11 protein-coding genes are annotated in these 11,381 nt (G+C 37.7%); 2 read left to right on the top strand and 9 right to left on the bottom strand.

Annotated elements, in window-relative coordinates; genetic code table 11:
• Nucleotides 1-57: 57 nt before the first annotated feature.
• From LM917_RS10850 to LM917_RS10870, 5 genes are all read right to left on the bottom strand, one after another.
• Nucleotides 58-1,455 (bottom strand): sensor histidine kinase, encoded by a 1,398-nt coding sequence (locus LM917_RS10850; protein ID WP_232697529.1) that lies wholly within the window; start codon nt 1,453-1,455, stop codon nt 58-60.
• A 211-nt stretch (nt 1,456-1,666) separates the two neighbouring features.
• Nucleotides 1,667-2,536 (bottom strand): hypothetical protein, encoded by an 870-nt coding sequence (locus LM917_RS10855; protein ID WP_232697530.1) that lies wholly within the window; start codon nt 2,534-2,536, stop codon nt 1,667-1,669.
• A 190-nt stretch (nt 2,537-2,726) separates the two neighbouring features.
• Nucleotides 2,727-3,374 carry a response regulator transcription factor gene (locus LM917_RS10860; RefSeq protein ID WP_232697531.1) on the bottom strand — a complete coding sequence of 216 codons (648 nt, stop codon included), beginning with the start codon at nt 3,372-3,374 and terminating at the stop codon, nt 2,727-2,729.
• A gap of 352 nt (nt 3,375-3,726) precedes the next feature.
• Nucleotides 3,727-4,827 carry a hypothetical protein gene (locus LM917_RS10865; protein ID WP_232697532.1) on the bottom strand — a complete coding sequence of 367 codons (1,101 nt, stop codon included), beginning with the start codon at nt 4,825-4,827 and terminating at the stop codon, nt 3,727-3,729.
• Complete coding sequence (locus tag LM917_RS10870; RefSeq protein WP_232697533.1) at nt 4,811-5,344, bottom strand: RNA polymerase sigma factor; 534 nt, start codon at nt 5,342-5,344, stop codon at nt 4,811-4,813. The genes LM917_RS10865 and LM917_RS10870 overlap by 17 nt, the downstream gene beginning before the upstream one ends.
• 277 nt (nt 5,345-5,621) lie before the next feature.
• Here LM917_RS10870 and LM917_RS10875 point away from each other — a divergent pair, with 277 nt between their 5' ends.
• The gene (locus tag LM917_RS10875; RefSeq protein WP_232697534.1) at nt 5,622-6,947 is read left to right on the top strand and encodes an MFS transporter; all 1,326 of its coding nucleotides are present in this window, start codon (nt 5,622-5,624) and stop codon (nt 6,945-6,947) included.
• Nucleotides 6,948-7,087: 140 nt separating this feature from the next.
• On the opposite strand, the gene LM917_RS10880 is transcribed toward LM917_RS10875, so the two are convergent.
• The 4 genes from LM917_RS10880 to LM917_RS10895 all read right to left on the bottom strand — a co-directional run bounded on the left by LM917_RS10880 (nt 7,088) and on the right by LM917_RS10895 (nt 10,347).
• Nucleotides 7,088-7,477, bottom strand: a complete 390-nt coding sequence (locus LM917_RS10880; RefSeq protein ID WP_232697535.1) for an iron chaperone — start codon at nt 7,475-7,477, stop codon at nt 7,088-7,090.
• Nucleotides 7,478-7,574: 97 nt separating this feature from the next.
• Nucleotides 7,575-8,402, bottom strand: a complete 828-nt coding sequence (locus LM917_RS10885) for a GNAT family N-acetyltransferase (protein ID WP_232697536.1) — start codon at nt 8,400-8,402, stop codon at nt 7,575-7,577.
• A gap of 356 nt (nt 8,403-8,758) precedes the next feature.
• The gene (locus tag LM917_RS10890) at nt 8,759-9,394 is read right to left on the bottom strand and encodes a copper amine oxidase N-terminal domain-containing protein (protein WP_232697537.1); all 636 of its coding nucleotides are present in this window, start codon (nt 9,392-9,394) and stop codon (nt 8,759-8,761) included.
• A 503-nt stretch (nt 9,395-9,897) separates the two neighbouring features.
• A complete protein-coding gene (locus LM917_RS10895) occupies nt 9,898-10,347 on the bottom strand; it encodes a VOC family protein (protein WP_232697538.1) in 450 nt (149 codons plus the stop codon).
• Between the two features lie 87 nt (nt 10,348-10,434).
• Between LM917_RS10895 and LM917_RS10900 the strand changes: the two genes are divergently transcribed.
• Nucleotides 10,435-11,373: a helix-turn-helix transcriptional regulator gene (locus LM917_RS10900; RefSeq protein ID WP_232697539.1), complete on the top strand. Its 939-nt coding sequence runs from the start codon at nt 10,435-10,437 to the stop codon at nt 11,371-11,373.
• Nucleotides 11,374-11,381 lie beyond the last annotated feature (8 nt).

The following is an 11,381-nucleotide window of genomic DNA, read 5'->3' on the forward strand; positions in this document are numbered from 1 at the left end:
ACATAGCACAATTAGGATATTTTTACTTGCAGATTCTCCTTTGATGGGTATACCTAGTTAGTAACTTGAAAAAGTTAGTTTGGCTGTTGTACCTCTACCCAGCTCAGATGAAAAGCTCAGCTCTGCCCCATGATTAACTGCAATCTGCTTGCAAAGCGTTAAGCCTAATCCCGCTCCGCCACCAGAGCGACTGCGAGAAGAATCTACTCGATAGAATGCCTCTGTAATCCGAACGAGATGATCCTGCGTCATTCCCTTACCGTTATCCTGAACAAATATCACCTTATGTCCATTCTCTAGACTAGCGATCAGCTTGATGACTCCGTCCCGATCACATGCTTTCATCGCATTATCGATCAAATTAATGAGCAGTATGTGCATAAGGTCAGCATCGCAAAACAACGTGTCAAAGCGATACTCATAGGTAATCTGAATATTTTGTTCTGCTGCCTTCATGGATAGAGATTGCTCGACCTCACGAACCAGCTCCCCCATACTAACCTCGCTCATCTCAAGCTTATTTCCCCGAAGAGTTGCCATATCCAGCAAACGATAAGCGATATTCTGAAGTCTACGGCTCTCAGACATAATGTAATTGGTCGCAAATAGCTTATCCTCTTCTGTGCGAACGACCTTCTGAATATATTCCGCATATCCGTAAATGGTGGTTAGAGGTGTTCGGAGCTCATGGGCCAAATTATCTACAAATTGCTGTTTCTGTTCCGCAGCTGTAGCCAGCTGCTGTATCTGGCTCTGAATTTCCTCCGCCATATGATTGAAGCTTTGTGCCATTTCGGAAAGCTCATCATGACCGGATACCGGAAGCCTGGTTTCATATGCACCAGCCGCGATATTGCGGGAGGTTTGAGAAATCTGCGCTAGGGGCTTGAATATTCGATTAAGCAATAAAAGAAGACCGAAAGCAAGCAAACTGGAAAGAATCAATCCTGCGAATAACAGCATATTTTTCATTTGTTCCCATGCGATGATGGCATCTGTCGTATCATAAAGATAGGCCATTGTATAATAATCATAGGGCGCAGGAAACTTCCCCGAAACCATTATATAGGTGCGGCCATCTGATTTTTGTATTGAAACCAGACGATTTCCGTCCTCCGGCGGTTCCGAAAAACTGCTCGGCAATACGATTTCCTTCCGATTGGAATAGACAAGCTGATTGCCCTTGTAAAGCATCAAGCTAACCTTCTTATCTCCGGACAGATGACTGTATGGCTGGAGCAGAGAGCCTAAAGAGTCCTCAATATCAATTCCTCGGCTTTCCACTGCATGAAAATCCTTTAGTAGCGCAGATGTGATGAAATAGTGTTCGCCCAAGCTTCTTTCTTCTGCACGATGAACGGTATCTTTAAACGTCGTGACAGAAATGATTACTATTCCAAGATTGAAGGAGAACAGAAAAAGCACAAGGGTTGTTAAAAAGGTGCGGTATTTCATAGGCTTGCCTTCAAGCGGTAACCCAACTCGCAGGAAGTTTTTATCCTATACTTCCCGCAAAATTTTTTCCGCAGCTTTTGCAAGTGTATGGCTGCCAAAATGATTCACCTCTTTTTTATAACCATATTACAATTGTTTTGTTATAGAGTTGTAAAATGGGTGTTGTCGCAAATGAAGCGGATTCGCGTTTATTTGATCACGTAGACCGTATTCAATCGTGGAAAGCCGCCAAAATTGTGGCGGCTTGAGGGCTCTTTAGATCCTTAGTTTGGTTCGTTTTAAGGGCTGGATGCTCCTGCATGAGCTTTGCACCGTATTCTTGGATGTACTTCATTTCCGAATTATATGTTATTTCGATCAGCGCCTTATCCTTTCGGGAAAGATACATATTAGCAATCTCCCCATTTTCGCCCATGATCTGAATGCCCATATTCGGATCATTATTGGGGCCATTACCCTGGGCTTGGTATTCAACCGACTTGACTGGGCTGTGAACAACATTATATTTCTCTGCCAGTTTTTTTGCTACCGCAACATATTCTTGCGGGTTTTTATTAAGCGCCTCATCAAAGTCAGGAGCTTTTTCATCGAACCATCTTTTACGGTTTATGCAAAATATTTCTCCTGTTACAGAGTCCACTGTGAAGTAATAACTAAGCTTGTCGTTGATGTGAACATCAGCGTACCATTTCGATCGGGGAAGGGCGTCGATTGGCTTTTGGTAGCCCATTTCAATCACTTGACCCTCCATGCTCTGGCCAAATATTTCCCAAAGAGCCTGCGCGCCGATTTCCGCTGCATCTTCTTTTGTCATATCCTTGCTAGTTAGCTTTTGTGAGCCAATTGCTTTGACCGTATAATTTGCTTTTTTGTAGCCTCCCGGCAAGCTGTTTTGTGTAGCTTGGGATGAAGTGGTTGTATAATTAGCATAGCTTGTAGGGATCGTTTCCGTTTTTTTGAATTCCGACGCCGTCACTGCATGTATGAATCCCTGGAACAGTAACGTGCTTGCCCCAATGACCACTACAGCCGCCAATATGGTTTTCTTAAAGCCTTTCCTTTCCAATCTATTTGCCTTCATCTGAATCTCTCCTTCATAGTTTATTTGTGATCACACTACGCAGTATAAAATTGGCAGATTATAGAATGATCATCAAGTGATTATGAAGTTGTAAAATTTATTCTTGATGTTATTTAGGCTAACAAAATGTAACCGAAAATAAACAAGAGGAATAGCATGAGCGTGAACAGAAAGGTTCACGATTTCATCTCTACACCTCCAAACGATATCCCATTTTATAGACCGTTTTAATTCTACATTCCATATCTAGCTTCTTTCTTAGTTTTTGAATATGAACATCTACTGTCCTTGTATCCCCCACATAGTCATAGCCCCAAGCAAGCTCTAGCAACTTGTCCCGAGATAGAGCAATATTACGATTGTTGACCAACACCTCTAGCAAATCGAATTCTTTTGGGGTACATTCAACCAGATATTCATTCAGAAATACTTGTCTGCTCTCAAAATCAATTTTAACCCCATCCAGCTCAAACTTCTTGCTTTCCTTCTTGGTACGCCTTAACACCGCATCCACCCGCGCCAGCAACTCCAGCATCTCAAATGGTTTGACCAGATAATCATCAGCACCGAGGGTCAAGCCCTTCACCTTATCCGATAAACTACTTCGCGCGGTCAGAAAAATAGTAGGAGTCTCTCGAATTTGCTGGAAAACCTCATACCCGTCAATCTCCGGAAGCATAACATCTAGTAGTACGAGATCTACTTCATGCTGTACCAACTCATGAATTGCTGCTCTTCCATCAAAAACAGAAATACATGTATGTCCCACTGATTGTAGGTTTCTTTTGATTAATTCATTGATTGGAATTTCATCCTCGACAATTAAAATTGTTGCCACTAGGACCACCTCTTGCATAGCATAGCATGTCGTTGTAATAGAGTTGTAAAAACTGCAATTTAGGTAGTGACAATGATAATTAGAGGAGGCAGGTTGTTTTGTAATATCCTATTATTAATCAGTCCAGCAGCTCTCTCTGTATGACGGATCAAAAATATTCACTCGTTTAGTAAGTTACATTCCTGCTCCTTCCTACTGGTACTACAGTGGCAATCCAGCTTCTTGTTTGGCATAAATCATTACATCAATTCGGACGAAGCAATGAGAAGTAAGGTTACTTTCAAATATGGATACTACCAAAAGCACAAAAAAGCTACTGACATTGCATTTCAAGTCAGTAGCTTTCATTAATTTAATCCCGATCAATCTGGATCCCACTAATAGTACCAATATCCAAATCAGCAAGAAATACTCTTATGTTTGGTTTCCCCTGACTCGTAAGCACATAGCCTCCCCAATGCTCACCGCCATCAGCCTTATATCCAGTGATATCAATTCCAAATATGTTTTTAATAAGCGGTTTTGTCACTGAAATGGCTTCATCTTTTGATTTTATTTTATAATGGTCCGTTACATAATGTACACGATATACTTGACCTGTTTTTGCTCCAATTTCAACATAATATTTCTCTTGCTCATTGGTGAGCCTCCACATGTCTTCTCCGCTGGTTGATGATTTCTTTGCTTGGGTAAATGAGAAACTGTTATTGTTTGATACATTTGATAGTAACATCAACGCTCTTTGCGCTATGGATACATACTTTTTATCCACATCACCCAGCTTGTAATATAAAGAGAAATTTGACACCTTATTTGTTTTCAGATCGATACTAACGTGCTGATCATCTCCTAACCAAAAGGACAAGGTTGTTTCTTCATAGCCTTTAAAGAAATGGACTTTTTGAAAAAACACATGTTGATTAGCTTCTTTAAATGCATCTCGTGCAGTCTCTATATATTTTTGATAATTATTCGGTAACTCATTGATAGAAACCGTTGCCGAGACAGTACGAACCTCTGTTGTATTAGGTTTAAAAGTCACAACTGACTCTTGATTTTTTGTCCGTACAATAAAGTAATCTGGGTCTTTCTCAATCTCTTCAAAGTGAAAATCCTTGTTAATGCCCATCGCTTTTATTTCCTTTTGGGCAGCTGTAAAATACTTTTGGTCTTGTTCTAATACAGGTTTACTTCCTGTTTCTACTGGTTTACTTCCTGTTGTTTCTACTGAAGTGGTAAATGTCTTTATCCAGATAATAGCAAATAAAGCTACACATGTGATAATTCCTTTTGCCATCCATCCAAAATATTGTCTCCGCTTTTTCAGTTTTTGCATCAGTCTTCGCTCTTTTCTTATGTTCTCTACTATCACTTGGTTTCGTTCCCTAGAAAGGATCTGCTCCGGGAACCGATTTAAGTCTTCCAAGATTATCTGTTCATCTTGTGACGGCATCTTTTATCACCTCCGAAACAGGAACATTCCTCTTGTTTTGAACAGCTTTCATCGCCCTATGTAAAGTGAGATTTACTTTGTCTTCGCTCCATCCCAATACCTCCGCCGTCTCCTTGCTAGATAATCCCTTGATTCCACGCAATATCAACACATCCCTATAAGATCGTTTCAACTGATTGATCATGTCATAAAGCAGCCGTTTGTTCTCACTTAATTCTAGAGACTCTTCTGGTGTTTTGTCGTGCGAAACGAGATGCTGCAAGAATATATCTGGCAACCAGCTTATTAGTTTTGTTTTACGTTTTTCATCAATGGCTACATTTCTAGCAATGGTAAACAGCCATGTTTTCGGGTTTACAATCTCTGTTTGCTGGATGGCCTTTAGAGCACGAATAAAGGTCTCTTGTACAAGATCATCTATATCCGTTCGTCCCGTGTAATAGACGAGAAAGCGATAAACATCATTACTGTAAGCTAGAAACCATTCTTCAATACGTGCGCCAGCGTAATCATCCAATTGTGTTCCACCTCCTTGTCACTGTATAGACGGAGAAGCTTCTGAAAATCTTTCACTTATATTATAAAAATTTTTCAACTTCTCTTCTATTGCTGGTGTTTCCAGGTTACCACCTACTTCTTTTTTAGTAAGCAATGCCACACTCTCAATATGTCTAGAGTGTAGGGTGCTGGACCCCTAGTATAGGGGCCTTTTTTTCTATCTCTTTGCTTTATGCATAAATTGCATTCATTCTACAAAAAATATTTGTGCTAACCAAAAATGGGAGGTATGTCATTTGAAAGAAACAAACTATTGGAATCCTGACAATCCTGAATTTTGGGAAAGCAAAGGGAAAAAGATTGCTAATCGGAATTTATGGATCTCTATCCCCAATTTATTAATTGCCTTTGGTGTGTGGCAAATATGGTCCATATTATCATTAAGCCTAATTGATGCGGGATTTACATATACAACTGATCAAATATTTACTTTGACTGCTATTCCTGCATTAACAGGTGCAGTGGTCAGACCTTTTTATTCTATCGGCATTACGTATATAGGGGGAAAAGCTTGGACTTTTTTATCTACTATTATCCTGCTAGTACCTGTGCTTGGAGTTGGATGGGCATTAAAAAATCCAGATACCCCCTATACTTTAATGGCTATTTTTGCTGCTTTATGCGGACTTGGAGGAGGAAACTTTGCTTCATCGATGGCGGCTATTGGCCCTTTTTATCCGAAAGCAAAGCAAGGATCTGCTCTGGGTATTAACGGTGGATTAGGAAATCTTGGTGTAAGTGTAGCCCAATTTATTATTCCTTTTGTTATTACGATACCGTTGTTTGGGTCTTTAGGAGGGAGTCCTTTAACTGTAGTAAATGAGAACGGAACGACTAGACTTTGGTTGCAAAATGGAGCTTTTATATGGGTAATTCCAATTGTAATCTTTGCGCTTTTAGCCTTATTTGGGATGAACAACCTACCTCTTAAGAAGCCAAAATTGTCTGAGCAGTTAAAAGTATTCCAACGAAAACATATGTATCTTATTACGATTTTATATATAATGTCGTTTGGGTCATTTATTGGCTACTCAGCTGCTTTTCCTTTATTGTTAAAGGGAGAATTTCCAGAGATGAACGCTCTTCAACTAGTGTTTCTTGGACCATTGCTTGGAGCATTAACGCGACCCCTCGGCGGATATTTAGCAGATAGATTTGGGGGAGCACGGGTTTCTCTTATAGATGTAGGTATTATGATTATCGGTGTATGTAGTGTTATTTTGTTCATTAGTGAAGGAACCAAAAGCTTTCTTGGATTTTTTATCTCCTTCTTAGTGTTATTTGCTACTGGCGGGATTGCCAACGGTTCCATCTTTACAATGTTTCCGATTATTTTTGGGCCGATTGAATCACCAGCGGCTATTGGATTTGCCTCTGCCATCGGAGCATTCGGTGGGTTTTTTATCCCAAAAGTTTTTGGTTGGACAATTGAGAACTTGGGAGGTATAAGTCCAGCTTTATACTTATTTATTCTCTACTATATCGTTTGCTTAGGAATCATTTGGTATTATTATGCTCGTAGAAATGCGGAAGTACATGTGGATTCGTTACGGACGCAATAAGATTTTTGGAGATCACACTTCGTTCCCTCTGGCAAACAGCTATCGTTTAGAAGGTTAATTTCATGAGTTAACAAGAAAACCTCGCAATAAAACGAGGTTTTCTTGTTAACTCTTCATTTCTAATATAGGACGCAATACAATTATTTCTTCTTTTTTAATTTACCTTTCGCTTTTTCAATATTCTCAGCAACTCTAAATTGAACGATTTTGTTTATTAATTCATAAGGCAGTGGCTTGTCTATAGGAAATTGTATGGACCCTTTTGCCCCTTTATATTCAGCTAATTCATCTTTACATGCATTAATTCCACTTGGAGCTGGATAAAATCCAATATGATTTTTATAAGCGGCAAAATGCACTAGATTTCCATACAGCACAAAAGTAGGCATTTGATAGCTTATCTTCTCCTTTGCGTCTGGTGCCGACTCTTTAATAACTTTTCTTAATGTTTCAAGTATTGCCTGAACCTCAGGAGGAAATTGTGAAATATAATCATCGATTGACTCATACGCGATTTTATTTCCTTCCATGATTTCTCCTTTCATACACCTTATTAGTAGTCTTAGTATCTCATCCATATATTTCAAACATACTGGAATGACATTTGTTCTAACTGATTGTTATATATTAAAAATTGAACCAATTTATTTTGTAACTGTGTGCTTTAAATAAACCTGCCTTCTCAGCTGTTTTTTGAGAAGCGATATTACTCTCCATGCAATCCCACCAAGCAGCAATATTGTTTTCATTATATTTTTTTACTAATAATTTCATAAGTGAACTAGACAATCCTTGTCTTTTGTAATCTTCAAGTGTTTCCACCCCAATTGCGTGTGTGGAACTAAACATGAATGAGGAAGTTGCTATACTTACGATTTCTTTTTTTTCAGTGAGTGCAACGTAACCATAGCCCTTTCCTAAATAATTTTTGAAAGTCCCCCAATATTGTTCAATGTAGTTTATCAAAAAGTCTGCATTTTTTATTTCACCATTATTCAGTTCAAGAAATAATATTTCATCAATCTCCAGAGCCCTAAAGGGTTCTAAAATATCTGTGAAGAGAATTTCATTTGTATTAATATTAGATTTATAAACATACTGAAAACTTTCATCTATCTTTCTGTTACCGAAGACTTGATATATTGTAGGATACCAGTCCTTCGAATCGACCGAGAACTCAAAACTGTTTGTATCTTTACTTTTTAAGAAAGGAATAATTTCATTATCAATGAGCATTTCGATTGATTGATTAAAGTATGTGTTTCTAGCACTCCCCATGAAATTGAAACTTCCCAATCCACTAGACCATACTATAGCGGATGACGGATTCAAATTGTTATCTACCCACACTTCCCCGGGATTATTACCGACAACAACTCCTGCAAACATCATATCACTGTCTACATTAACTATTTTATTTGCCAACCATTCGTTTCTTTCGTTAATAAGTATCATGTATATCACGTCCTATTTCGGGAGGCTATCTCTTATAAACTCCCCCTAAATTTCTTGAAATTTTGCCGTACCACAACGAGCATACTTATTTTACCATATAGGATATTGGCTTAGTATCATATAAAAAGGATCATAGACTATTTGTATCTTCATTAAAGTCTTCTACTCTTATTAAGCCATACTTCGTTGTTCCAAAGTACAAGCATTGCTCCCAAAGACTAAATATGTAATTGAGGGTCGTTAGGAAGCCCTAAATCCCCAGCGTGCAGACCTTCGTCTTTACGGTACTTTGTCTACACGCTGTACAAAAGAATCCTTGAAGATAATCTTCAAGGATTCTTTCGCTTTTCTTCCATTTATCTGATGAACATAAACTGCATGGATTGTCTAAGATGATTCAGCATGTCGACGCTTTCTTTAAATTCTGGACTTTCCGGCTTCTCCAAATAAGGTGCTTCACTTGGTGTTTGCAACGCATACACCTTTCCATCCTGCATTCCTAAAACGGTAAAGAGTCCTGTATCTGCATACTCATCTTTGTCCCACACAGTTTTGTCGAGGATGAGCACGCGGAAGAAAAATTCCGGTTTTACTGCCTTATTTTTCGGTACATATTGAAAAATAACTTCATTCGCCTTTTTTTCTACCTTGATCTTATCTTTCCATTCAGAAGGGAGGCTGATCAGAGCCTTTTGATCTTCAATCACATAGGCATCCTTGCTGGTAATTGCTCCATTCTGCGGGGATGCTTTGCTATTTACTTTCACGATCTTGTTTTTTTGATCCCACTGTACTTCTCCTCCGAGAGATTCTGCCAAAGCACGTGCTGGTACGAGCACACGACCATTGATTAATTGGGCTTGCGCGTCTGTTTTTACTTCTTTCCCGTCTACCATCACTTTGATGGCTGGGGCAGCATAAGCCATGCCCGATACAAACAGTGCTGTAGCTAATACGCCGCATAAGAAACTCTTTTTCCCCATCTTCTTCATATTGTTTCTGTCTCCTTATAGTGTGAATATCTGTTTATTGACAACGTGCCTGACCTAAAGCATACGGAATATTCATGAGAAAAAGCAATCAGCAAATATGGCTGTATTTTCCTGATATCCTGCATTTCACGAAACCTGATCTACTCAGCATGGGTACACAGATCGTTACTCAAGCCAGCACGAAAATCAGTATTATGAGCCCCATTTTCATAAAATGCTTGGAACGGAATACGTATAGCAGGACAAATAACCACTTGAAATATGGTCAATATTTGTTCAATATTTCAGTACAATATCACACAGCACTCCACATGTGTGACTTAAGCTATCGCAATACAATTATTTCTTCTTTTTTAATTTACCTTTCAATCAACGCAGCACTCTCCACATGTGTTGAGATGACAGGAAGTACAAATCTAAAATTAAAGGAATGGCATCTGCTCGCTTGAAGAGGCAGCTACTATTAGCTACCCTGTCTTATTTCTAGTAGCATTATTTGTCCATCATTGTAATCTATTATCAAACATTAATTGTATTTGAATACCGAACGGGTCTTCAACAATACCGTATGCTTTGCTAAACACATTATTAGATAAAGGAACAATGATTTTCACTCTATCATCTGTAATTAAGCTATTATAAAAATGTTCAATTTCTTCTAAGTCAGCACTTTGAATACATAATGAAGTGTTATTACCAACTGTATATTCTTCACTGATATCCATTGTATCTTCCGCTATCATTACTTTTGCTCTTCCGATGGATAAGACGGAGTGAGAAATATAATTCTTATTTTCATCCGTAAGCTGCATAGAACTGTCACGTTTTGCCATGTCTTGATAGGTAACAAGTAACAATTCCTCTGCTTTAAAATGGTTTTTGTAAAAATTTATAGCTTCTTGTGCGTTTCCGTTCATGGATAAGAAAATAGCTATTTCTAATGTTGCACTCATGGTATCAATCTCCTTTGATATATGACCTTGAACTCATCATAATATATAAAGGTATCAAAATACGACACCCTTATGAGGAGATTTAATATGAATAAATCAGAAAGATTAAATGACATGATAAGATACTTAAACAGTCGAGAGTTCTTTAATTTAAATGACCTAATGAATAAATACAATATTTCAAAAAGTACAGCTCTACGTGATATTCGTTCATTAGAACAATTAGGTATGCCTATTTTTTCGGAACATGGCAGACATGGACGATATGGCATCTTAAAAAATAGATTGTTATCCCCCATTACTTTTACGATTGATGAAGTGTATGCTCTGTACTTTGCAATGTTGACGTTAGAATCTTATCAATCAACACCATTTCATTTAAGTGTTACTAAGCTAAATGAAAAGTTTGAAAACTGTCTTTCTAAAAAACAAATAGAGCAGATTCACAAAATGAAAAAAGTCCTACAGTTTGAAATATATCAGCATCAAAATGTTAGTCGTTTTTTAGATAAAATTCTAAAAAGCATTCTTAATGAGAGCAACTGTAAGATTCAATTTGTAAAAAATAATCAGACAAAAAGTTACCATGTTCAATTTTTCAAAATTTCCGCTAAGTTTGGTCAATGGTATGCTACAGGAATAGAGTTAAATACGAATAAATATAGAGTTTTCAGATGCGATAGAATAACCTTTATAGAAGAAGAGGAAATCAAATCTCACTTTTCTATAGATGAACTCGTTAGTCGTTCATTAGAAATTTATCAATCTGAGAAGAGTATTGACTTTGAAGTAGAGATTTTCGAACAAGCAAAGGATCTTTATTATAAAGAACATTATCCTTCTATGAAAATAGAAAATGGTAATAGAACAGTTATTAAAGGATTCTATAATCAAGGAGAAGAAGATTTTATAGCTGATTATTTTATAAGATATGGTAATTATGTTATATCAGTGAAGCCTGAATCATTAAAACAAATTATCCAAGATAGAGTAGAGAATCTCTTAAATCACTATCAAAAATTATAAATCAGCAT

This window comes from Brevibacillus daliensis (assembly GCF_021245735.1).
GTDB lineage: Bacteria > Bacillota > Bacilli > Brevibacillales > Brevibacillaceae > Brevibacillus_B > Brevibacillus_B daliensis.

Excerpts from the sequence above, each read along its gene's own strand:
- LM917_RS10850 (WP_232697529.1), bottom strand. The coding sequence starts at position 1,455 with ATGAAATACCGCACCTTTTTAACAACCCTTGTGCTTTTTCTGTTCTCC.
- LM917_RS10855 (WP_232697530.1), bottom strand. The coding sequence starts at position 2,536 with ATGAAGGCAAATAGATTGGAAAGGAAAGGCTTTAAGAAAACCATATTG.
- LM917_RS10865 (WP_232697532.1), bottom strand. The coding sequence starts at position 4,827 with ATGCCGTCACAAGATGAACAGATAATCTTGGAAGACTTAAATCGGTTC.
- LM917_RS10880 (WP_232697535.1), bottom strand. The coding sequence starts at position 7,477 with ATGGAAGGAAATAAAATCGCGTATGAGTCAATCGATGATTATATTTCA.
- LM917_RS10885 (WP_232697536.1), bottom strand. The coding sequence starts at position 8,402 with ATGATACTTATTAACGAAAGAAACGAATGGTTGGCAAATAAAATAGTT.
- LM917_RS10890 (WP_232697537.1), bottom strand. The coding sequence starts at position 9,394 with ATGAAGAAGATGGGGAAAAAGAGTTTCTTATGCGGCGTATTAGCTACA.
- LM917_RS10895 (WP_232697538.1), bottom strand. The coding sequence starts at position 10,347 with ATGAGTGCAACATTAGAAATAGCTATTTTCTTATCCATGAACGGAAAC.
- LM917_RS10900 (WP_232697539.1), top strand. The coding sequence starts at position 10,435 with ATGAATAAATCAGAAAGATTAAATGACATGATAAGATACTTAAACAGT.